20 protein-coding genes are annotated in these 21,467 nt (G+C 53.3%); 5 read left to right on the top strand and 15 right to left on the bottom strand.

What is annotated here, in order from left to right:
- Nucleotides 1-27 precede the first annotated feature (27 nt).
- On the bottom strand, nucleotides 28-1,485 hold the full coding sequence (locus J2I48_RS25105) for a sigma-54-dependent transcriptional regulator (RefSeq protein WP_207338347.1): 1,458 nt from the start codon (nucleotides 1,483-1,485) through the stop codon (nucleotides 28-30).
- Between the two features lie 178 nt (nucleotides 1,486-1,663).
- Nucleotides 1,664-2,035: a response regulator gene (locus tag J2I48_RS25110; protein ID WP_207338277.1), complete on the bottom strand. Its 372-nt coding sequence runs from the start codon at nucleotides 2,033-2,035 to the stop codon at nucleotides 1,664-1,666.
- Between the two features lie 504 nt (nucleotides 2,036-2,539).
- On the opposite strand from J2I48_RS25110, the gene J2I48_RS25115 reads away from it, so the two are divergent.
- A complete protein-coding gene (locus J2I48_RS25115) occupies nucleotides 2,540-2,701 on the top strand; it encodes a lmo0937 family membrane protein (protein WP_207338278.1) in 162 nt (53 codons plus the stop codon).
- A 278-nt stretch (nucleotides 2,702-2,979) separates the two neighbouring features.
- Here J2I48_RS25115 and J2I48_RS25120 read toward each other — a convergent pair whose 3' ends face one another.
- From J2I48_RS25120 to J2I48_RS25130, 3 genes are all read right to left on the bottom strand, one after another.
- Nucleotides 2,980-3,723 (bottom strand): LytR/AlgR family response regulator transcription factor, encoded by a 744-nt coding sequence (locus J2I48_RS25120; RefSeq protein ID WP_207338279.1) that lies wholly within the window; start codon nucleotides 3,721-3,723, stop codon nucleotides 2,980-2,982.
- Nucleotides 3,724-3,781: 58 nt separating this feature from the next.
- Nucleotides 3,782-4,864, bottom strand: a complete 1,083-nt coding sequence (locus J2I48_RS25125) for a sensor histidine kinase (RefSeq protein WP_207338280.1) — start codon at nucleotides 4,862-4,864, stop codon at nucleotides 3,782-3,784.
- Between the two features lie 136 nt (nucleotides 4,865-5,000).
- The gene (locus J2I48_RS25130) at nucleotides 5,001-5,639 is read right to left on the bottom strand and encodes a histidine phosphatase family protein (protein WP_207338281.1); all 639 of its coding nucleotides are present in this window, start codon (nucleotides 5,637-5,639) and stop codon (nucleotides 5,001-5,003) included.
- A 107-nt stretch (nucleotides 5,640-5,746) separates the two neighbouring features.
- Between J2I48_RS25130 and J2I48_RS25135 the strand changes: the two genes are divergently transcribed.
- Nucleotides 5,747-6,157, top strand: a complete 411-nt coding sequence (locus J2I48_RS25135; RefSeq protein WP_207338282.1) for a hotdog fold thioesterase — start codon at nucleotides 5,747-5,749, stop codon at nucleotides 6,155-6,157.
- Nucleotides 6,158-6,163: 6 nt separating this feature from the next.
- Here J2I48_RS25135 and J2I48_RS25140 read toward each other — a convergent pair whose 3' ends face one another.
- Nucleotides 6,164-7,564 carry a hypothetical protein gene (locus tag J2I48_RS25140; protein WP_207338283.1) on the bottom strand — a complete coding sequence of 467 codons (1,401 nt, stop codon included), beginning with the start codon at nucleotides 7,562-7,564 and terminating at the stop codon, nucleotides 6,164-6,166.
- 393 nt (nucleotides 7,565-7,957) lie between these two features.
- Between J2I48_RS25140 and J2I48_RS25145 the strand changes: the two genes are divergently transcribed.
- Nucleotides 7,958-8,956, top strand: a complete 999-nt coding sequence (locus tag J2I48_RS25145; RefSeq protein ID WP_207338284.1) for a c-type cytochrome — start codon at nucleotides 7,958-7,960, stop codon at nucleotides 8,954-8,956.
- Nucleotides 8,957-9,033: 77 nt separating this feature from the next.
- Nucleotides 9,034-9,492, top strand: coding sequence for a hypothetical protein (locus tag J2I48_RS25150; protein WP_207338285.1), 459 nt, complete (start codon nucleotides 9,034-9,036; stop codon nucleotides 9,490-9,492).
- A gap of 122 nt (nucleotides 9,493-9,614) precedes the next feature.
- On the opposite strand, the gene J2I48_RS25155 is transcribed toward J2I48_RS25150, so the two are convergent.
- Nucleotides 9,615-11,039, bottom strand: coding sequence for a tetratricopeptide repeat protein (locus J2I48_RS25155; RefSeq protein WP_207338286.1), 1,425 nt, complete (start codon nucleotides 11,037-11,039; stop codon nucleotides 9,615-9,617).
- 194 nt (nucleotides 11,040-11,233) lie between these two features.
- Here J2I48_RS25155 and J2I48_RS25160 point away from each other — a divergent pair, with 194 nt between their 5' ends.
- Nucleotides 11,234-12,304, top strand: coding sequence for a M28 family peptidase (locus tag J2I48_RS25160; RefSeq protein WP_207338287.1), 1,071 nt, complete (start codon nucleotides 11,234-11,236; stop codon nucleotides 12,302-12,304).
- Nucleotides 12,305-12,529: 225 nt separating this feature from the next.
- On the opposite strand, the gene J2I48_RS25165 is transcribed toward J2I48_RS25160, so the two are convergent.
- From J2I48_RS25165 to J2I48_RS25200, 8 genes are all read right to left on the bottom strand, one after another.
- The gene (locus J2I48_RS25165) at nucleotides 12,530-13,927 is read right to left on the bottom strand and encodes a DUF1593 domain-containing protein (RefSeq protein WP_207338288.1); all 1,398 of its coding nucleotides are present in this window, start codon (nucleotides 13,925-13,927) and stop codon (nucleotides 12,530-12,532) included.
- Nucleotides 13,928-14,172: 245 nt separating this feature from the next.
- The gene (locus J2I48_RS25170; RefSeq protein ID WP_207338289.1) at nucleotides 14,173-14,589 is read right to left on the bottom strand and encodes a DUF2147 domain-containing protein; all 417 of its coding nucleotides are present in this window, start codon (nucleotides 14,587-14,589) and stop codon (nucleotides 14,173-14,175) included.
- Nucleotides 14,590-14,616: 27 nt separating this feature from the next.
- Complete coding sequence (locus tag J2I48_RS25175) at nucleotides 14,617-14,982, bottom strand: DoxX family protein (RefSeq protein ID WP_207338290.1); 366 nt, start codon at nucleotides 14,980-14,982, stop codon at nucleotides 14,617-14,619.
- A 19-nt stretch (nucleotides 14,983-15,001) separates the two neighbouring features.
- A complete protein-coding gene (locus J2I48_RS25180) occupies nucleotides 15,002-15,583 on the bottom strand; it encodes a Crp/Fnr family transcriptional regulator (protein ID WP_207338291.1) in 582 nt (193 codons plus the stop codon).
- A complete protein-coding gene (locus J2I48_RS25185) occupies nucleotides 15,580-16,575 on the bottom strand; it encodes an SDR family NAD(P)-dependent oxidoreductase (protein ID WP_207338292.1) in 996 nt (331 codons plus the stop codon). The genes J2I48_RS25180 and J2I48_RS25185 overlap by 4 nt, the downstream gene beginning before the upstream one ends.
- Nucleotides 16,576-16,691: 116 nt before the next feature.
- Nucleotides 16,692-17,723: a type II toxin-antitoxin system antitoxin DNA ADP-ribosyl glycohydrolase DarG gene (gene darG, locus J2I48_RS25190; protein ID WP_207338293.1), complete on the bottom strand. Its 1,032-nt coding sequence runs from the start codon at nucleotides 17,721-17,723 to the stop codon at nucleotides 16,692-16,694.
- Between the two features lie 3 nt (nucleotides 17,724-17,726).
- Entirely contained in the window at nucleotides 17,727-18,350 is a 624-nt protein-coding gene (darT, locus tag J2I48_RS25195) for a type II toxin-antitoxin system toxin DNA ADP-ribosyl transferase DarT (protein ID WP_207338294.1), read from the bottom strand.
- Between the two features lie 28 nt (nucleotides 18,351-18,378).
- Nucleotides 18,379-21,462: an efflux RND transporter permease subunit gene (locus J2I48_RS25200; protein ID WP_207338295.1), complete on the bottom strand. Its 3,084-nt coding sequence runs from the start codon at nucleotides 21,460-21,462 to the stop codon at nucleotides 18,379-18,381.
- Nucleotides 21,463-21,467: the final 5 nt, after the last annotated feature.

Genomic DNA, 21,467 nt, shown 5'->3' on the forward strand with positions numbered 1-21,467 from the left:
TTAGACTTTAGACATTGAACCTGAAACTTACAGATGAATGTCGTACGCCTTTAGTTTATTGTACAGCGTCTTGCGGTCAATATTTAGTACCTCCGCTGCTTTGGTTTTGTTATAGCCGGTTTTCTCCAGCACCTTCAGAATAGCAGCCCGCTCGGCGCTTTCCGATACAGATTTCAGATTACCACCCTGCGTAGGCTGCTGCATGACGGGCATAGACCCTGGTCGCACTGAATCCATCACAAACCCGGCGGTGTCGTCAGACGTGATGTAAGTAGGTGAGGTGATTTCGTGGGGTAGTACATCAACCTGCACGTAATCGCCTTGAGTAAGTAGTACAGCCCGTTTCACCACGTTTTGCAGTTCGCGGAGGTTACCGTACCAGTAGTATTCTTTAAACTTGTCGCGTACCTCCTCATCAAAACCCAGCACGTCTTTCTCTAGTTGCCGGTTGGCCAGTTCTAGAAAGTGGTCGGCGAAAAGCATGATATCAGCTTTGCGCTCGCGCAGGGGAGGCAGGTCAACAGTAAACTCGTTGAGGCGGTGAAAAATGTCTTCCCGGAAGCGGCCCTGCCGCACAGCCTCGCGCAGGTCTTCGTTGGTAGCACAGAGAATACGAACGTCAACGCTGATGTCTGTGTTGCCACCTACCCGTTTGATCTTACGTTCCTGCAATACCCGCAGCAGCTTGATCTGATTTTCGTAAGACAGGTTTCCGATCTCATCCAGAAATAACGTACCCCCGTTGGCATATTCGAAGCTACCCATCTTGTCGGACATAGCTCCGGTGAAAGCTCCTTTCACGTGACCAAAAAGTTCGCTGCCTGCCAACTCCTTCGACAGTGCTCCACAGTCGATGGCCACGAATGGCTTTTCGGCGCGTTTGCTGCTGAGGTGGATGGCGTTGGCCACAAACTCTTTGCCGGTGCCGGTTTCGCCCGTAATAATCACCGACATGTTGGTGGGGGCAATTAACTCAACATGCTTTTGGAGCTGTTCGGCGGCGCGGCTTTTCCCAAAAATAAATCGTTTGCCATCGGGTGCCAATGAAGGCCGGGCGGCTTTGCCTACTTTGGTATGGCCCGCCGACGAGTCCGTTGCGGTGACCGCAGGCAGGACAGTAGCATTTTTTTTGTCGAGTGCCCCCCTAATTGTGTACAGGATCTCGTCGGGCAGCAGGGGCTTGGTGACATAGTCGAAGGCACCATATTTCAGGGCCTGCACGGCAATGCGCACATCCGAATAGCCCGTAATGATAATAACGGCAGTGGCGGGACTGAGCACCTTAATGCGGCGCAACATATCCAGACCATCAGTGTCGGGTAATTTGAAATCACAGATAACCAGATCGTACGTTTCGCGGCGTAACAATGTAAGGCCGTCTTCGCCCCGCTGGGCCGAGGCTGTCTTATACTTTTGCTTACCCAAAAAACGCTCTAACAACACACAGATGTCGTTATTATCGTCAATAATCAATATTTTTTCCATAAGCAGAATGCCCATCTCAGGGACACTCGTTAAGGCGGTCAGTTGATGAATGGTGGGAACAAGCCGTTGGTATAACAGCCTGTAGTTGGCAACCCTAACTAGCAACAACAACCAGCCCGAGTCTGGTTTCGTATGTACCGGCAAACGGCGGCAAACCAGCCCTGCGGGCGTTGCCCGGCTAAATCTGAATTGATTCCAGCGCCTGCTCTACCGTTTTGCGGGTAAATGGCTTGCCCATAAAGTAGTCGGCACCCTGATCTGTAGCCCGTTTGCGTTCGGCAGCCCCATCAAAAGCACTGATCATGACCACTTTAGCCTTTTCCGGCGAACTGTCTTCGCGCTTAATCAACGGTAGCAAATCGAAGCCTAGGCCATCGGGCAGGTTAAGATCCAGAAATACGGCATCGAAATGTTGCCGACTCAGGCACTGGCGACCATCTTCCAAAAAATGAGCACAGGTAGGCTGATAACCTAACCGGCGCAGTAACCCAGATAATAATAGGCAAATATCAGCTTCGTCATCTACGATGAGTACGTGCTTCGTAGTCATATTCTTCTTAGTGTTCGGCACAAACGCGTGTCCGATTGCCGAACTAGGTACAATTACTCCAGTCATATTATGCGTTCGTTACGTTTTTCATTCACGCTGTCATATTATCTCTATAAAATATAATGCCTAACTTCTTGATTAGGTCTAACTTAAGCACTTATAACGCCTAAATGCCCCATTAAGAAGCAGTTATACCCAATCCTGACGAATGCTGAGCCAGCACATTTCATATAGCCTTTGTAGAGTGTGGGGAATTATGTAGAGCTATTTACAGTCCTGATTTCCCAATTTGGGGAAAATTTTCCCCAACCGCCTTCAGCTAATGTACCTCCGCTTTTTTTGGCACGAGCAAAAAAAAGGGCCTAAAGGCCTCATTTACACCCCAAATGGCACATTCGCCCTATAGTCAGGTGATACAGGTCATGCATCTGGCACAGAATTTTCTAAAGGGATATCAGAACACGAGACACTGATGTTCTGATTTACTCAACACAAAATAACGTTATGGGAAATTTGCTATACACTATTGCTGTGATCTTGGTGATCATCTGGGCGCTGGGCTTCTTAGGATTCAACAGCTTTGGAATGGGAAGTTTGATTCACGCACTACTCGTTATAGCAATCATAGCGGTCGTGTTCAGGCTGATTAGCGGACGTGGCGTTTGAGGCAAAAGCCAATCACGTAGTTCGCTAGTCGAATAGCCGACCAGGCAGATGAGCCAATTTTATTGCCCAAAGCCTGCAAAACATAGTCACTTCACGAAGTGGTACGTTTAGGTTTAGGTGGTTTCATTTTAGGTTAAGTACAAGTTACGGTGGGTACGGAATCCCTGCGCCAATTTGAGCGCAGGGATTTTTATTTGTAGTCATTGGTCATTCGCTTCGCTGTCATTCGTCGTATTCAGCTAAGAATGACGAATGACAGCGAAGCGAATGACCAATGACTATAAAGACAACATCTCTTTGAACCGGATCGCTTGGCGGCGGCTGATTTCTACTTTGTCATTACTGCCGCGCAGCGTGACCAGCAGGCCACCGCTAAACCAGGGTTCGATCTTCTCGATCCACTGCAAATTGATGATATGCTTGCGGTTGGCGCGGAAATACGTGGCCGGGTCGAGGCGGTCTTCCAATGCATTCAACGATTTGAGTACCAGGGGCTTCTGGTCGTCGAAATAGAGCCGGACGTAGTTACCCATCGACTCGAACAGGCGCACTTTGCCCAGCTTCACAAACCAGCATTTTTCGCCGTCTTTCACAAACACCTGGTCATTTTCGCCCAGCAGTTTCGAGCCGTCTTTAGGCACGTGGGGGCCTTCCGGAGCCTGACCGTGGTTGAGTTCTTCCTCTACCCGATGAATGGCCTCCGTAAGCCGCGCTAAGTCAACGGGCTTGAGGAGGTAGTCGAGGGCATTGAACTCGAATGCCTTAATAGCATATTCGTCGTAGGCGGTGGTGAAGACCACTTCCGGTGCCTTGCCTTCAATAGCCTGGAGCAGCTCGAAGCCATTTTTGCCAGGCATCTGAATATCCAGAAATAGCAGGTCGGGCTGGAGGTTTTCGATCATGGGCAGGGCCTCGTCGGCATTGGCGGCTTCGCCAACGATCTGCACCTTGGGCATGTTCTCCAGCAACCGCCGGAGTTCGTTGCGGGCCAGCCGCTCGTCGTCAATGATGATGGTTCGCATGGGGGTAAGCACAGGGCTGAGAGCATAGAGCCGAGAGTTTAGAGCCTGTCTCTCAGTTCTACGCCCTCACCTCCGCGCCCTTTAGTTTAAAAACAGTATCCGATTGTTGGGGAATATGGACGTCGGCGAGGACCACGCCGGGGGACTCCTGATGAATGGAAAAGTGGGCATCGGGGCCGTAGAGCAAGTCGAGGCGCTGATTGGTGTTTTTCAGCCCAAACCCACCCGACGCTTCTTTGTCGCCCAGCGTGCCGGTGTTCCGAATCAGGATGCGCAGTTCGTCGCGGCCCTGGGCGGTGGTTTCTACGTGGGCGTGTAGTTCTACAAAACCCCCGCTTACTTCTTTAGACACCCCGTGCTTAATGGCATTCTCGACCAGCGTTTGCAGCATCATGGGGGGCACCTGCCAGTACATAGCCCGCGCATCGACGTCGATCAGGCTTTGCAGGCGGTCTTCATAGCGCACTTTTTCCAGCGCCAGGTAGTCGTCTACGGTTTTGATCTCTTCGCGCAGGTCAACAGTTTTGCGGCGGTCGGCCAGGAGCGAGTTGCGGAGGATATTTGAGAGCTGGGTGATGCCCTGCTGCGCCTTTAGAGGATTTTCGTACACCAGCGCCCGGATGCTGTTGAGGGCGTTGAACATAAAATGCGGGTTCAACTGCGACCGAAGCACCTTAGCTTCCGTTTCGCGGATAGAGGTTTTGAGCAGAATTTTCTCGATCTCGGCGTCGCGGGTGCGCTCTACGTAATGGTAGGCCGTGTAGCTCAGAATCCAGGCCAGCATGGTCTTTACCCAGCTCGCCATGTTGGCCATAAACGCCGACAGATCGTGCAGTTGCGGGTTCACGATTAACTCCTGATCGAAGGGGAAATTGATGAGCGTCATGATGAGGGCCAGCACCAGCACCGACACCAGCACGCGGGGGGCCAGTTGGAAGAACGGCAGCCGCACCCAGTTCCACCGCTGAATCATGATCCGGTATACGTTGGTGAGGCTAATGCCCAGCACGATGTTGGCAATGGAGAGGTAAAACATGTTTACCTCAAAGCCCTCGTCGATCCAATAGATCACAAACTCCGTCAGGATGAGGAGCGTCCAGCCCACAATTTGGCAGAACCAATATATACGTTGTTTCGACATGCAGGCAACAGACACAGTGGGCCAAAGCCCAATGACGAAGCTACACAAACCGACGCGGCAATGCCTGCGTGTTTATACCAACCCCCTTTTCCGGGCTGATGAGGGGGTTTATAACCGTGATAAGTGGTAGGGGCGGCTAGTGGTAGCTGCTCACGGCCAGCAAATGCGACGTATCGTTGACTACGTCGAGCGTGAACTGCGTGGTGTCTTCGTCGTAGGTGAGCTTGTAGAGGCAGAGGTTACTGTGCTCGAAGGTATCCATCCGGGCCAGGGGTTTGCCCAGCAGCCACGACAGCAAAATGCGCATGGCCCGGCCGTGCATGGCAATCAGCACCGGCGATTCGCCCGTTTGGGCCAGGATATGAGCCATGGCAGGTCGCTGACGCGCTACCACCTGCTCAGGACTTTCGCCCTGTTCGGGGGGCATAGCCGTATTGCCCGCCGACCAGTTCTCAATTAGCGTACGGTAGTATTCGTCATCGAGGGTGTTGGGAATTTTGCCTTCCATAACGCCCCAGCTAATCTCATTCAGGCCCGCCAGCTTTTCGTATGGAATATCCAGTTCAACAAACGGCTCGACGGTTTGAAACGTACGAATGAGCGTGGAGGTGTATATTTTGGCAAAGGGCACATGCTGATAGGCCTGAAAGAAAGCTTCGGCCTGTGCCCGGCCCATTTCGTTGAGTGGTGCATCGACCCCACTACCCTGCACAATGCCCCGGCGGTTGTAGTCGGTTTCGCCGTGGCGAATAATATATAGATCTTTTCGTGCCAAAAGCCGTTGTGTTACGTAGAGCGTAACCTAATTTGGCCGCAAAATTACGGAAAAATCAAACATCATTTTTGGAGTCTTCGGTTTACTATCTTCTAAAGCCATTACCCATGAACGCCACGGTAGAGAGTTTGAATGAGATGAACAAGAACTCCATTGCAGGCCTGCTGGGCATCGAGATGGTGTCTATTGCCGATGACCTGCTGGTGGCGCGGATGCCGGTTGATGCCCGCACACAACAACCCTTCGGCATTCTGCACGGCGGGGCATCGGTGGTGCTGGCCGAGTCGCTGGGGAGTCTGGCCTCTACCATTCGCCTGCCTGATCCCGCCAGGCAACGGGCTGTGGGGCTGGAGATCAACGCCAACCACATTCGGTCGGTGCGTTCGGGCTGGGTAACTGGCCGCTGCACACCCATTCACGTAGGTCGCACCACCCACGTCTGGGACATCCGCATCACCGACGAGCAGGACCGCCTCGTGTGCATCAGCCGACTGACGGTTGCCGTTGTTTCAGTTTAGGGTCCGCTACTTCTCCCGAACCCGTCGCTGACTGGGTGGATTTGCCCGGCCAAACCGGTAGGCAATCATTCCGCTATTTAACCAGCCCGTTCCCTGTGTGATAATGGTAGCGGCATTCATCGCCGGATTGAGCGACGACTGGTAATTGACCCCAACAACGGTAGTGGGGGTAAAGCCCATCATGCGCCCCAACTGATAGCGCAGGTGAACGCGGTTACCCAGCATAAAATGGGCGTTTAGGCCCGCTTCGGCTATCCACGCTTCGGCTTGGGGAAATGTAAGGGTAAACTGAGACGTAATGACTTCAGGCTCGTTGTTGGGGCCACCGCCCGGTGTAGTTGTTGGCGAAAACTCATAGACCTCAGGTCTGAACTGGGAAAGGCCGATACCCACATGCGGACCAACGGCAACGCTGACCCCTTTGAATGGCCTGGCAATGAGCGCGTTGTAATACTGGCGAACGTACCAATGCCTCTCTGTCTGTTCCAGATCAACACTCGCCGAAATGCGTTCGGGATTGGGAAAGGTGAAGTTAACGTCCTTCGCATTGAAGATAGACCGCTGAAAACCCACCTCGGTTGTCCACCGCTCAGAAGCGTACCAACGGGCACTAATACCGATAGACTCCCGTAGCTGAGTTGGTTCGTTGAGCAACCGCCCGCCCGGATCGGCATAGGTGAATTGATACGCCCGGCTCCCCCCGTCGAGGCCAATAGAGAACCGATGATTCTTTGGCGGCGAAGCAACCCTATCCGAAAATGAACCGCCAGATACGTTGTCGAGCGCACGGCGACCAAATAAATAAGCCACAGAAATGCCGCCCGACCAGCCGGAGCCGTTGGACGTTATAACGGCCCGGTTGGTGACGCCCGGCGCAAATGACGAAACATACTCGACATTGGTACGTATGGTCGTGCCAAAGCCCTGATGCCACCCGCCCTGATACCGAATTTGCCAACGCTCGCCCAGCATACCATTTAGGTGAAAGCCTATTTCGGTGGAAAATGTGGTGCGGTTGGGGTATGTAGAGGTAGCTACACTGCTAATTGTCTCGGTTTGGCCACGCACTAAATCAGGCGCAAATGCACTAAAATCACGAATAGACCCACCACTCGAATTTGTTTTGTGCGTGCTAAAAGCCCCACCAGCATACAGGCCAGCGGCCACGCCAAGAGACCGATTAATTCGGAAATTGATAGGTGTGTAGTACTGCCTGACTGTATATTGAGGCCGCCGTCCGGGTCGGTCGAGAAAAAGTATTCTACTTCCTGCTACAGGAAAACTGTAATTAATGGTTGGCTGAGGTGTTTGGATAAAATCAATGCCCACCTCACTGCTCCAACGGGCAGAAGGCGACCAGCGGGCAACTATTGACCGACGTATATGACTACCATCAATGCTGGTCATCAGGCGTTGGGTTGGGTCATTGACAGTATATAAGTCCTGCTTGGCCACAAGACCTAATGCAATTGAAAAAGGCTTTTGTTGAGCGTGTGCCAACCACGGCAGGAGAGTGAACGAGAGCAAAAAGCGATGACGGTTCATAACAGTGGTGGATAGGCCGCTCAGACGGGCTGGGGCCTGTTTTTTGTAAACGACACGTTACCACTAGTGTTTTGGTGTAGTGTATGTATCTGCCATAAAATAGTTGCTTCTAATGCTAGTCTAATGACTGTCACATAGACCGGTTCAAAACCACTCACTAACTATTCGACACGTTTACGCAATAGTCAGTTAATCAACTCATTGCAACTACTAATCTCGCGTATCTGCTTTCCTTCCCGGCAGGTATGTAAGACCATGAAACGATTATTGCGTGTACTGGGCGGCTTGTTAGCCCTGCTGATTGTATTGGCCATTGCCGGACTGACTTACGTAAAATTAGCCCTGCCCAACGTGGGTCCGCCACCCACGCTCACCATCCGTACCGACTCGGCGCAACTGGCGCGGGGGCATTACCTGGCCAACCACGTGGCCGTGTGCGTAGACTGCCACTCTACCCGCGACTGGACCAAGCTCAACGGGCCAATTATAGCGGGTACCGAAGGCAAAGGCGGCGAAACGTTTGCCCGCGAGATGGGCTTCCCCGGCAACTTTTATTCCGCCAATATCACCCCGGCCAGCCTCAGTAGCTGGAGCGACGGCGAGATCTACCGCGCCATTACCACCGGCGTTAGCCGCGACGGCCATGCCCTGTTTCCGGTAATGCCCTACAAGAGCTTCGCCCAGGCCGACCCTGCTGATATTCAGGCTATTGTAGCCTACGTACGGTCGCTGAAACCGATTGAGAACAAGAGTATTCCGGCGGCAGAACCCGATTTCCCGATGAATTTTATCCTGAACACCATGCCTGCCAAAGCCACACCCGGCCACCTCCCCAACCCGGCCAACACCGTGGCGTATGGCCGTTACCTGATCACGATGGCCTCGTGCGGCGACTGCCATACGCCCGTCGACGGGCAGGGGCAACCCCTGCCGGGTATGACCATGGCTGGCGGACGAGTTTTTCCGCTACCCACGGGCACGGTGCGTTCGGCCAATATCACCCCTGGCGAAACCGGTATTGGCGCCTACACCCGCGAGGCATTCATTGCTAAGTTTAAGGCCTATGCCAACACCGACGTGGCCGCGCCCGCCGTGGGCGAAGATGGCTTTAATTCGGTCATGCCCTGGGCTATGTATTCGGGCATGACCGAGCAGGATCTGGGCGCAATCTATGACTACCTGCGCACGGTGAAACCCGTGACGAACAAGGTGGAGCGCTTTACGCCAAAAGCTAAACTGGTAGCCAGCCGATAGGCTTTGTTGCGTTTGGGGTTAAACCTTTGGTCGGGCAAGGTCTCTAACCGGCAGTTTTAACCCCAAACGCAACGACCATGAACCGCATTCAGTTGCTTTCTGCCGCCTACTTGCTGCTGAGCCACATGAGCCTGGCCCAGCCTGTTAACCAGGGAGCCTACAACCAGCCTGCCTATCCGCGCAACTACGGTGCCAATGGCGGCTATGACCGCCGTAGCGATATCTTCCGCATTGAACGCCTGGACCGGATCGTTGACCTGAACGGCTACCAGAAGCGCGACCTCTTTCGCCTGGAACAATACTACGACCGCCAGTTTTCAACGGCCCCACCAGCTCCCGGTGCTTATCAGCAGTTGATGTGGCAAAAAAGCCAGGACGTGCTATCTATCCTGACGCCCATCCAGCGCGACCGCCTGCTTGCCTTCGAGCAATACCGGGCTTATAACGGCAACGGCTATGGTGGTAATGGCTATGGCAACGGATACGGCAGCAACTATGGCCGTGGCAACGGCAAAGCCTGGGGTCGTCGGTGGTAAAAACGTAGTCGGTAGCTTTCCGTTTCCAGTTCATTCACTCCATGAAAAAGCCTGCCTTCATAATCGGAGGCAGGCTTTGTTTTTTTGGGGAGTTAGAGCAGGGGGTTATCACCAACCAACCATCATTTCGCCTCCGTGGCCAAGGTGCGTTCGTAGGTACGGTTGGCGTCTTCCAGGAATTTGCCCGTCACCCAGCCAATGTCCGAATCGCGGATGAAAACGAAGCGTTTGGGCACGGTTGTGTTGTCGTAGGCCCGCACTACGGCGTCGAGCCAGAGTGCACCGGCAATGATTTGTTTCTCGTTGAATTGCGTTTGTACGCTGGCAAGGTCTTTTTCGGCTTTCTGCCGAATGGCCGAATCCGTCAGGTCGGTCAGGTCGGGGTGAGTCAGCGCCTGGTAGTTGGTAAGGGCCAGCCGCTTAAACCGTTCCACATCCGACATGGTTAGCGGCACAGCCGTGAGACCCGCCTTTTCGGGGTGGAGGTAAGCTACCATTGCCCAGGCGATACCCCCGCCAAAGCCCACCGTGCGGCGTTGTTGCAGACCCACGCGCCCAGTGGCAAAGGATACGTTCAGCGAACTGTCGGCGATGGATTTCACCACGCGTTGCGCCGCCTCGCGGTAGGCAGGTATGTCCAGCGTGTTGCCTTTGTCGATCAGGCTCACCAACGATTTAGTGCCGTAGGGAAAGCTCAGCGCGTGAAAAGTCCGGTCAGCATCGTAATAGCCCCCTTTGGTGTTGCCGCTGCCAATGTCCATGCACGAGGTGGTAGGCCACAGTTTGCGCGGAATGGCCCCCACCGTAAAGAGTTCTGCCTCACGGGCGGCGGTCAGGCTGGTGTCGCAGAGTGCGCCCTTGGGCAGTTCAGCCGCCAGGAGATCATAGAGTTGTTTGCGACGGCCCGGCGTTTTGCCAAAGCCTTCGTTGATACCACTGCTGAAAGCCACGTAAACCCGGTCGTTGGGAATACCATACCGCCGGATGGAGTCGACGTAGGCCCGGAGCACGTCGCGGCCGTTTTCAAAGGCCTGGTCGGTACCCGAAATAAGCGTCACGTTGGGCGGCAGCGGTTTGGCCCGGATAGTCTTGGTGTAGAACCCGTCTTCGAGTTTGGTGCTGAAAATGGCCAGCTTAATTCCCGACGAGCCGATGTCGATGCCCGCATACAGCTTTTTGTCCGTGGCCTCGTCGATCAGCTCATTCATAGCCGTTTCGCTGGCCTTGTATTTCAGGAGTTTGTAGAGCAACTGCGCCTTCTGAAAATAGCGCACGGCATCGGTGGTGTTTTCCTGGTCTCGGTAGGCCAACCCCAGATTTTCGTAGGCAACGGCTTCCCAGTAAAGGTCTTTTCGCCCCACGGCGGGCAACGCACGTAACAGCATCTCGATGGCCTGCTGTGGCTTGTCGACCTCGCGAAGGGTGTTACCGAGCTTAATAAACCGGATGGCTTCAGGTATGGTGGGGGCTTTCTGCGCCAGACCCGGCACCAGACCCAGCAAGACCAATCCGCTCAGCAGCAGGCCTAAACAGCATCTATTTTTCATGAACGTTGTGTAACAGAGGGGCACCTGATAACAGGTCCGAAGGTAGAAAAAAGTAGCTCGGCGTTGGCCTCTTTAGCCAGAAAACGCCTGTATGGCCCCGCCCGTGGGGTTGCTTTTACGTGTGGCAGTGCCGTTCTTGAGGGTATCATTGCCCTACCAGATAGCACACTGATACCCCTCCTACTCCATACGTTATGATGTTACAGATGCTAGGTACTGCCTGTCTGCTGGCTACCCCGCTTGCCTACGGCCAGCCATCGGTTTCGCCCGTTACGGTGCCTGTTGAACTGCTGAAAAAGCATGTGTACTTCCTGGCTTCCGACAGCCTGAAGGGGCGCGAAACGGGTACGCAGGGGCAGCGCGACGCCGCTATTTATTGTTCACGGACCTTCAGGCAAAATCGGTTATCGCCCTTTTTCATGGTCGATTCAGGCAGTGCCTCCTTTCGCAGCACCTACCCATTTGTCAGCACCGACGTAGCCATGTTTGGGCAACGTATGCCGGGGCAGGCCGGGAGCCGGTCGGCATTGCCCACCACCATCACCCGCTTTGAACTCACAGACCCGCCCCGCAACCACCGCGATAGTATGCGGGTGTTGTATGGGCAAAACGTAGGTGGCCTCCTCCTGGGTACTGACCTGAAACAGCAGGTGGTCATCATCTCGGCGCATTACGACCATTTGGGTCGAAAAGGTGGGCAGATTTTCCCTGGCGCCGACGACAACGGATCGGGAACAGCCTCGGTATTGAGCATTGCCGCCACCTTCGACAGCCTGGCCCAGCAGGGTATCAGGCCCCGGCGCAGTGTGCTGTTTCTCCTGTTTTCGGGCGAAGAGGGTGGTCTGATCGGCTCAGCCTATTTCACCACTCATTGCCCCCTGCTGACCGACCAGATTGTCTGCGACCTAAACGTAGACATGGTGGGTAGGGTAGATGACGCGCATCGTAAAAAGCCCGCCTACTGCTACCTTATTTCAGGTGAACGAGACGGCGGGCTTCGGAAGGTGGTAGACAGAGCCAATAAACAGTCGGTGAACCTGGAACTGAACTTCGACTACGACACCCCCACCGACCCAAACCAGTTTTATTACCGATCTGACCACTACAATTTCGCCAAATACGGCATCCCCATTCTCTTCTTCATGGACGGCCTCCACCCCGACTACCACCGCCCCACCGACACCGCCGACCGCATCAACTACGAAGTCCTTCAACAACGCGCCACCCTGGTCTTCCAAACCGCCTGGCTTATGGCGAATGAGTAAGGGATGTTCAACGTCTAAAGTTTAAGGTCTAACGTTGCTTCGCCGGTCCGCCGGTGTGGCTCTGCTCTTCTGCACCTTGGCCCGTGTCTCCACGGGCCTACTCCGCCGGAGGTACGCCTTTGCTGACCGGTCCGCCGGTGCGGCCAGCTTAGGCCCGTGGAGACATGGGCCAGGGTGCAAAACGCGAAGCAACTTTGGACGTTAGACCTTGGACCTTGAACACTCTTAAGGTACAAACTCCACGATGACGCGTTTGTAGCGGGTTAGGGCCGGGCTGCCTTTGTCGGTCACTTTCAGGATAAAATGGGCCGTTTGGGGGCTGTCTACTTTTGGGGCTACCAGCGTGTGCATATTGTACAGATTCGGCGAAAACGGAGTGAACGGCACCTTGCCCCGGTACGTGCCCGCTTCGGGATACTGGAACCAGTAATAACTCATCGAATCGCCGTCGGGGTCGTAGGTGCCGTCGGCGTCGAGTTTGAAGAGCGCACCTGATTTGACGGTCAGCCGGTCAGGGTGATTCAGTTTGGGAACGGGCGGATGGTTGGCCCCTTTGTAGGGTTTGGTAGTCCAGTCGATGCGCGCGGCGAAGTCGTTCTGGCATTCGGTCCGCCAGCGCCAGACCGTGGCCTGCGCCGAGGTGTAGATCACGGTGTCGGGCACGAGGGGCCGTCCCCAGGCGCGGGGCAACAGGGGTGCATAGATGTCGTCGGCGTTGGTCCAGATGGGGCGGGTTTCGGGGGCGGGCGTGGCCAGTTCGTAGCGACCACCCCAACCGCCGTAGTTCGGGTGTTCGGCATTGTGCAACCCGTTGGGAATCAGGTTTAAATACGCAGGCGTGTCGCCCTCCATGCCATAGGCCACGTCGGGGTAAGCAGCACCCAGCGGCCCGTGCCCCTGCTGAATGTGGCGGGCAATCCAGTCGTTGCTGTTCGCCTCATTGTCGGCCCCGGCGTTGTTGCGCGTGATGCCGCCCCAGGTAGCCCCCGTGAAACTGGGACTAACGATATAGAACACGTCGGGAAACGTTTTCCGAATCCAGACGCCCGAATCGTCCTGATCGGAGATAGCGTAGACCCGCAGCTTTTTGTAGAGCCGGGCGGCCTGCTCCGGGCTGCGGGTGTGCTGAATAGTCCAGAGTGCCTGCCCCAGGCAGTTCGGCCCACCCCATACCGATACCCACAGCGGGCGGGCATCCGGTTTCTCCAGCGCCGCAATAATCCAGGCTGACCCTTCCGAATCGTTGCCCGCGCCCACGCCCTCCATGCCATACAAGGCCACACCCTGTTTAACTCGTGCGTTCAGCACCACCGCCGTGGGGTAGCCTTTGGCGTGAAGCAACAAATTGGGCTGCACTTTCCCGTAGATGTTGACTAGCCGGTGAATAGTTTCAGGAGCCACGCGCCTTTTCTGGAACATCGATGTAGTAGCAATCAGCCCCTCAATATCCACCTCGTTGGCATAGGTCAGCAGCCGAATCAGCGACTGCGCATCGTCGGGGTCGGCCTCTATGTCGGTCAGAACAATCAGCCGGTTGGCAGGTTTGTGCTGCGCTAGTAGATCGGCTTGGAACAGTAAGATTATGGAGGCAAACGCATAGATTAGCAGGTACATGTTCATCATCGGGCGGGTTACAGTGGAAAAGATTCAGGTAATAGAGTACGTCACCGATAGAATTTAATATAAAGCGGTTTCGGAGCAGAATGTATTGACGTTACTATTCGCAATTTTAATATGTGTATTTTCATCAACAAATTTTTATTCGTGAATAACCAACAAATAGACTATAGTTTAAAAAAACCTTATAGGTTTTTTTAAACTATAGGTTTAATTTTCAATGTATTAAAAAAATGGAAGTGCCGTAATGACTAATTAATCTTTGTAAATGTTTCGGTGCGGCCAAGTATAGAAAGGCCAATGTATCCCCTGACTTTCAGGTTACCCTTGTCGAGCCACATTTTGCAGCTGTAGGTTTTTCCATTTTCGGGATCATAAATTTCGCCGTTACTGTATTCGCCGTCTTTGTAGGTAAAGTTTGTCAAGAAAACCATACCCAGCAGATCTCTTGTTCGTAAGGCAGGATTCGGGTTGTTCACATCTTTTCGAGGATTATTTCCTGAAACAACTTTTCCAAAATACGTTTCGCCCACTTTATATACCTCAATCTTACCATCTTTTTTAGGACTTAGATACTGACCCAAAATTTTATCAGCCGCAGCCTGTGCTACAGCTAGTTGGCTGCTTACACAAAGCAGAATAACTAGTAGAAAATGGAAGCGTGTCATGGTCAGGCTTGGTTTAGTCAATTGGTTTTAGTTGAAAATAATAGAAAAGCTTGGATCCAGCCAAAGAGCCACGCAGATCAACACAATCATGAGCACCGCCGGTATATCGCGCTCTCTGAAGTTGTGCCGGAGAACGATATGCGCAGCAAGGCCGCCAATGGAGAAGGGCATCAGGCAAAGCAGGGCTAATGGGCGAGTGGCTGGTAGCCAAATGCCAATGACGCCCACTATTTCGGCAATACCAATCAGCAGCCTAACCACGCCGCCCTGATTCATTTCGGCCATGCGTGATTTCATGGGTTCCCGGCCGCTGATTTTCTGAAAACCAGCAGCTAGATAAACAAAACTGATGACCAGCAATGCCAAATAGAAAATAACCAGTGTAGTGTTCATATCTTATTCAGAAATACGTTTAATGACCAGCCATATTTTTCCGTATCCGGCTTAACGATTGCGGCGTAACACCAATGTACGAGGCCAGGTATGACAGCGGAATCCGGTTGGCCAACTTGGGGTATTTGGTCAGAAATGCCCGGTATTTAGTGTCGGCATCCTGATTGACGAGCGGGCTAAGCCGGTCTATTTTCTCCAGCAACGCCTGCGTAATGATGTTCCGCTCTGTTTCGGCCCAACCTACAATGGTGTGGCTCAGCATTTGCCAGTCCTGTTCAGAGAAAACTAGCGCCTGCACCTCCGTTACGGCCTGCACATATTCCGTAGAGGGGAGTTTATACTGGTAGCTTTGAAGGTCGACTACAAAGTGGTTATCGTCGATGAAGTATTTCGTGATCTCATTGCCCGCATTGTCGAAGTAACAGACGCGGAAGACACCGCTGATGATAAAACCAATTTCACGCGCTATCCGCCCCGCTTCGGAGAAGTAAGCCCCTGCCGGATAGGTTCGTTCAACAGCCTTACTATTAATCAGTTGCAACTGTTGTGGCGTAAAATGGCTGACCTGCAACAAGAAATTTTCCAGGGGTGTATGGCTCATTGCAGCGTTGGCTTGGCCGTGGGTACGTGCGGCATCGTGTTCAGTTCTATCAGCTTCTGACTTTCCGCCCATAAATCGGCCCACAGTTCGGGGCGTCGCGACAACACCGACGAGGGTACCACGGTTGTTCCTTCTACATACTGTCCGCTCACCCCCGACACGGCCGGGTTTGTTGCCAACCGGGCCAGGTTACGCCCCGACGTGTCGACGGCATTTACGCCATCGAAAAGCCGTAAAATGGGCAGCACGTAGTTCCAGGCCCAGCGCTCAACAGGCGAATTAGAACGGGCCAGCCCAGTGCCGGGCATGAGGCCAGGGTCGAACGCCGTGACGGTGATGGACGAACCGGCAGCCCGCAGCCAACGGTTTAACTCGTACACAAACAGCACGTTACAAAGTTTGGACGTAGTGTACCGAAACCGATTGGCTTTATTGCTGGCCGGGTCCATACCGGCTGGCACTGCCCCCCGCGCCAGTGCTGCTGCGCCTAAATATTGGGGAGCAGGCATGCCAAACAGGGTACTTTGCCAGATACGGGGGGCGTCGAAATGGGTACCGCTGCTGACTACCACTACCCGGCCGGTAGGTAACAGATGGGGAAGTAACAGGTTGACCAGCAGAAAATGGGCGAGGTGATTCACGCTAAACGTTTCTTCGATACCCTCGGTGGTTTGGTGCTGCCCACCCGCAAACTGAACGCCCGCATTACAAACCACAGCACCCAGCGGCGGCAGCGTTCCGGCCTCAATCAGCGTAGTGACTGAGGCAACAAATGGCTGGACGTCAGCGAGTTTTGCCAGGTCGAGGGGTAATACCGTGATGCGGTCGGGGGCCAGATCCAACGCCGTTTGCCTGGCCACGTCTACCGACCGGCTAGCCCAGACAAGCTGTACATTGGTGGTATTGGTAAGGATATGGCGGCTAGTGGCCAAACCCAGACCGGTATGGCCGCCGGTAATGATAATGGTACGGGCGTCTGCTGTTCTGCTCATGATGCTTTCGATGAACACCTTGTTAGCACAAAGGTCTTAACGCGCTGACGACCAGTACTTATCATATGGTAAAAAGCGCCACAGAGCACCGGCGGGACCGCCACGGTAGTTCTATATTATGCCGAAAGCTGACTCATCTTCTGAACCGCTAGTGAGATAAACCGGGGGTTAGCAAAAAGTGTCTTTTTACGATCACTCCATGCCTCCAGATGTTTAGTTACTTCATCAGCCGTCCGAATCTTATACATATTCATTAAATAATCTACCGACGAGAGTAATTCCAATGCGAAAGGTGAATAAAAACCCGACAAAAATGCTTTAGTATCTTCTACAATAACTCTGTTCAGTTCGTTTTCAGCTTTATTCAAAAAGATATCAATGTCATCTTTAGCATCACGCACAATACTCAACTCATCAAATGGCTTCTTGTCTTTGGCACTATAGCCCGATAAATAGCTCCCGTTGAGTTGATACAATACATGGCGTACTTGCCCAGAATAAGGTCCGTAGAAATTAGGCTGAAAATCAAGTTTGTTAAATTCTGTTGCACCAAAACGTTTCAGAAAATACACGATCTTTTCGGCTGCAAACTCAGACACAAATTCACCATTATTTACTACTTCAAACAGCACAGCAAGCAGCATAGCACGAGCCGGTGTGAGTTTAATACGCTCAGCTTTCAGTACCTCCTGAACCACAAAATTAGGCTCGTACACATAAATAGAGCAGTTAAGATCAGATAGGTGAGTTTCGATCAGCGTTTTGACACGACTCCACACCAAGCCACCATTGCCAGCCCCAAGAGGTGGTAATGCTATCGAGGTAAGTGCCTGCTCTTGAATAAGTTGAGCTAAGGCTACCAGCCCTGCCTCGATATACGTGTACTCAGCCGGTTTTCGCCAATCTGTCTTCGTGGGGAAGTTGATAATTAGTTTCGGTCCGTTGACCGCCAGTTCTTCCCACACAAACAGTTTACCAATACCGATCTCACCTGCTTTACAAGCGTTCCGATAGGCTTTGTAATTTTCAGGAAACTGATTCTTGAATTGCAACGCGATTCCCTTACCCATCACACCTACAGTATTGACCGTATTGATGAGCGCCTGTGCGGGGCTTTCGAGGAGGTTTCCTTCACGATATTCAATCATGGCTCAAAAATAGTATTCAGGCTTTACAATCACTTTTTCCGGAGCAATGCCTAATTCAACAAGTGTCGTAGCCGCCGCAAGATTGTAAACAACATACCCTCTAATAGCTGATGCGGGCAGATCACCCATCAGCAAAAATTCAGCTTCCATTCGGCGTTTCAGATCAAGATCATTTTCATCTTGCCAATATTTGCTACGAATGGCTTTCCAGTCAATCAGTTGATTAACCTCATTGATTCGGTCAGCCGTAAAGCAACTGCTTAACCCGTTAAACGCATGCCCATCTGTAAATAGAAATGACACTGATTCACAAGCTGTTACATCGCCTACACTGCTAATACAATATACGATTTTTTCTGGAGAAACAGCAGTTACGCCACTGAAACCGTGCTGAATCACATAAAGCATAGGCATCCGCGGGCCAAAATAAAACGGGGTATAATCGCCCAAACGTGTCTGATCAGACAGAAGATAATCGGCTCGTTTACCAATCAATTGACCATCACCAATTGGTATAAAGACGGGGTTTCGGTGTGTGGAATTTCGGTGTGTAAGGCCATGCACGAAAACATGAGCAATGTTCTCGATGTGCATCATCCGGTAAAGAAACACTTTGTGTAGATCCATCAGAGGTGGGTGGCAAGATAGCGCAATCTTATGCCATTTCCAGTTCTGCCACGGCCTTCATTTCCACTTGTGGGGGTAGCAGCTTGTAGAGTACCGGCGTGACAATGCGAGAGAGTAAGGTGCTGGAAATCAGGCCCCCGATGAGGACCCACGCCAGCGGACTGTAGAGCGGGTTGTTCTCGATGGCCAGCGGAATGAGGCCCCCGATGGCGGTGAGGGAGGTGAGCACGATGGGCACAAACCGTACCTCGCCCGCCTCGCGGATTGCGGCATCCAGCGGCATCCCCTCAGCGCGGAGTTGGTTGGTGAAATCAACTAACAGGATTGAGTTTTTGACTTCAATACCAATCAGCGCGATCAAACCGATGATGGCCACAAACGAGAACGGATTACCCGTGACAAGCAGCGCGGCAATAGCCCCCACCACGCCCAGCGGAATCACCGATAGCACAATGAGCGAGCTTTTAAAGGTGCCAAACTCCAGTACGAGCACCGCCAGAAACCCAAAGGCAGTGATGAGAATGATGGTCCCCAGCCCACCGAATGACTTCTCGCGGCTTTCCAGTTCGCCCGCAGCTTTATAGGTAAACCCTTTTGGAAAGGTCATGCTGCCGAGTTTATTGAGTACGCTGGTAAACAGGTTATCAACCAGATAGCCAGTTTTTACAAAGGCCGTAATGCTCACGTAGCGGTCTTTATCGTAATGCCTAATCTGGGTCGTACCCGTCTCAAATTGCAGATCGGCAATCTGGCGTAGGGGCACCGTACCACCAGTTAACGTATTGATATACAAATTGCTGAGCGCCGCCTGCGATACCGCGCCGTTAGGCAGCCGGGTGCCGTTGGCGGTGACGTTAATTGTGTAATCGTCGGATGTTTCGGGATCTTTGAAAGTGCCAATGTTGAGACCCGCCACAGCCAGCCGGATCGTGCGGTTCACGTCGGCGATGGAAAGGCCCAGCAGTCCGGCTTTCTCTTTGTTAATCCGTACGCGGAGGTCAGTTTTACGGGTAGCCAGGGGGTTGCTGACATAAATCAGGCCCGGCGTCTGGCGGAAAACGGCTTCCACCCTCGCCGCCTGCGCCCGGAGCGTGTCGAGGTTATCACCAAACATCCGAATGGCTACGGGGGCTTCCTGCGATGGCCCCTGTTCAAAGTCTTTGACCTCGATTTTAGCATTGGGGTACTGCGCCAGTTTGTCGCGGAGACGGTCTATTACCACTCGTTTGCTGGCGGGGCCATTTTCGGGGTGCAACTGCACAAACACCTGCGCAAAATTGGCCGCTTCGCTGCGTTGGGCAATGTTGTAGTAAATGCGCGGATTGCCTTTGCCCACGTTGCTGGTGAAGTATTGCACCGACTTTTCGCCCTTCAGCACGCCCTCTACGTAGCGCGCCACGGCGTTGGTTTCGGTTAGGCTGCTGCCATCGCCGGTTTCGATGTTGATAAAAAACTGGGGCTTTTCCGACGGGGGAAACAGGGCAAAGCCCACGCGTTTAAACAGCATCAACGATCCGCCAAATAAGGCCCCTGCCAGCAGCAATGTGATGACCGGATACCGCAGCCCCGCATTGAGCAACGGCCGGTACGATACGCTGATACCCCGTTTCAAACCCCGCAGAAACCAGTTGCCTTCGGGGTTGTGACCCGGCTTCAGTATGCGGCTGCTCAAAAACGGCACAATCGTAAGCGACACCGCCAATGAGGCTACCACCGTAGTTACCACCGCTGTGGGCAGCGACCGAATGAAATCGCCGGAGCCTTCGGGCAAAAACAGCAGGGGCAAAAACGCCAAAACGAGCGTAGTGGTACAGCCAATAACGGCCAACGTGATCTGATTAGTGGCTTTGATGGCCGCCTCTTTTTTGGAGTAGCCTTCGCGCAAATACCGCTCAATGTTTTCGACCACCACAATGCTATCGTCTACCAGAATACCCAGCGCCACAATAAAACCCACGATACTTAACTGGTTGATACTGAAGCCAAACACGCCTAACAGAGCCAACCCGATAGCCAGCGACAGCGGAATGGAGATCATCACCACCGACGCCGCCCGGAACCCCAGCGGCAACAGCGTGAGCGATACCAGCAGGATGGCAATGCCAAAATCTTTGGCGAAGCGCGACAGGCGTTTGCTCACGCTCGTGGCCTGATCGAAGTTCTTGGTCAGCACAATATGCGGTGGCAGCGTTTTCGCAAAATCGTCAATGACGGGACGTAGTTTGCTCCCCACTTTTTCAATGTTTTCGCCCGCCTTTTGCGCCGCCGTCACCAGCACCGCCCGGTGGCCGTTGAGGCGCGTGAGGTAGGTCTGATCCTCGTAGCTCAGGTTTACGTCGGCTACGTCGCGGAGATAGATGATCTTTTGGCCGTTAGTCGATACGATGGTGTTCCGAATGTCATCAAGGGATTGGTAGTCGCCGGTGGTTTTGACGTTGAATTTCCGCGCACCGGCCTGCAAACTCCCCGCCGGAATAATCAGGTTTTCGGCCTGCATGGCTCCAATTACGCGGTTGACAGCAATGCCCAGCTGCGCCATCTTCTCTACGTTGAGCGACACCCGGACGGTTGTTTTGGGAAAACCCCAGTCGGCCACTTCTTTCAGGCTTTTCACCTTTTCCAGTTGCTCCTTCAGCCGCTCGGCCTGTTCGCCCAGTTCCTTATCCGACGCCACCTCCGACTGCAACGCCACCTGCACAATGCTGACGTCGGTAGGTGAAAATTTGCGGATGTCGATGCGAAAAATATCGGCCGGTAGTTCCGAGCGCAGGGCGTTTACCTCGCGTACGATCTCCTGGTATTTTTCGTCGGGGTCTTCGCTGTACTGGTACTCCACCCGCGCCACCACTAGGCCATCTTCAATGGTGGTGATGACGTGGTCGATGTTGTCGAGGGCGTTGAACCGGGCCTCTACGGGGTCGGCCACGAGCTGCTCCATATCCTCGGCGTCGGCACCGGGATAGACGAAGATGACGACGAAGTTGGGGGCCGTAAATTCGGGGTCTTCGCCCCGGGGCATGTTCAGCAACGCGTTGATACCCAGCGCCACCACGGCGATGAACAGCACCAACATGAATTGCCAGTTTTTGACGGAAAATTGTGCTAAATTCATCTTAT

Source organism: Fibrella aquatilis, assembly GCF_017353255.1.
In the GTDB taxonomy this organism is placed as follows: domain Bacteria; phylum Bacteroidota; class Bacteroidia; order Cytophagales; family Spirosomataceae; genus Fibrella; species Fibrella aquatilis.

Bases quoted from the DNA above. Each gene is read 5' to 3' on its own strand.
- J2I48_RS25105 (WP_207338347.1), bottom strand. From the start codon at position 1,485: ATGGAAAAAATATTGATTATTGACGATAATAACGACATCTGTGTGTTG.
- J2I48_RS25110 (WP_207338277.1), bottom strand. From the start codon at position 2,035: ATGACTACGAAGCACGTACTCATCGTAGATGACGAAGCTGATATTTGC.
- J2I48_RS25115 (WP_207338278.1), top strand. From the start codon at position 2,540: ATGGGAAATTTGCTATACACTATTGCTGTGATCTTGGTGATCATCTGG.
- J2I48_RS25120 (WP_207338279.1), bottom strand. From the start codon at position 3,723: ATGCGAACCATCATCATTGACGACGAGCGGCTGGCCCGCAACGAACTC.
- J2I48_RS25125 (WP_207338280.1), bottom strand. From the start codon at position 4,864: ATGTCGAAACAACGTATATATTGGTTCTGCCAAATTGTGGGCTGGACG.
- J2I48_RS25135 (WP_207338282.1), top strand. From the start codon at position 5,747: ATGAACGCCACGGTAGAGAGTTTGAATGAGATGAACAAGAACTCCATT.
- J2I48_RS25140 (WP_207338283.1), bottom strand. From the start codon at position 7,564: ATGACCAGCATTGATGGTAGTCATATACGTCGGTCAATAGTTGCCCGC.
- J2I48_RS25145 (WP_207338284.1), top strand. From the start codon at position 7,958: ATGAAACGATTATTGCGTGTACTGGGCGGCTTGTTAGCCCTGCTGATT.
- J2I48_RS25150 (WP_207338285.1), top strand. From the start codon at position 9,034: ATGAACCGCATTCAGTTGCTTTCTGCCGCCTACTTGCTGCTGAGCCAC.
- J2I48_RS25155 (WP_207338286.1), bottom strand. From the start codon at position 11,039: ATGAAAAATAGATGCTGTTTAGGCCTGCTGCTGAGCGGATTGGTCTTG.
- J2I48_RS25160 (WP_207338287.1), top strand. From the start codon at position 11,234: ATGATGTTACAGATGCTAGGTACTGCCTGTCTGCTGGCTACCCCGCTT.
- J2I48_RS25165 (WP_207338288.1), bottom strand. From the start codon at position 13,927: ATGATGAACATGTACCTGCTAATCTATGCGTTTGCCTCCATAATCTTA.
- J2I48_RS25170 (WP_207338289.1), bottom strand. From the start codon at position 14,589: ATGACACGCTTCCATTTTCTACTAGTTATTCTGCTTTGTGTAAGCAGC.
- J2I48_RS25175 (WP_207338290.1), bottom strand. From the start codon at position 14,982: ATGAACACTACACTGGTTATTTTCTATTTGGCATTGCTGGTCATCAGT.
- J2I48_RS25180 (WP_207338291.1), bottom strand. From the start codon at position 15,583: ATGAGCCATACACCCCTGGAAAATTTCTTGTTGCAGGTCAGCCATTTT.
- J2I48_RS25185 (WP_207338292.1), bottom strand. From the start codon at position 16,575: ATGAGCAGAACAGCAGACGCCCGTACCATTATCATTACCGGCGGCCAT.
- darG (WP_207338293.1), bottom strand. From the start codon at position 17,723: ATGATTGAATATCGTGAAGGAAACCTCCTCGAAAGCCCCGCACAGGCG.
- darT (WP_207338294.1), bottom strand. From the start codon at position 18,350: ATGGATCTACACAAAGTGTTTCTTTACCGGATGATGCACATCGAGAAC.
- J2I48_RS25200 (WP_207338295.1), bottom strand. From the start codon at position 21,462: ATGAATTTAGCACAATTTTCCGTCAAAAACTGGCAATTCATGTTGGTG.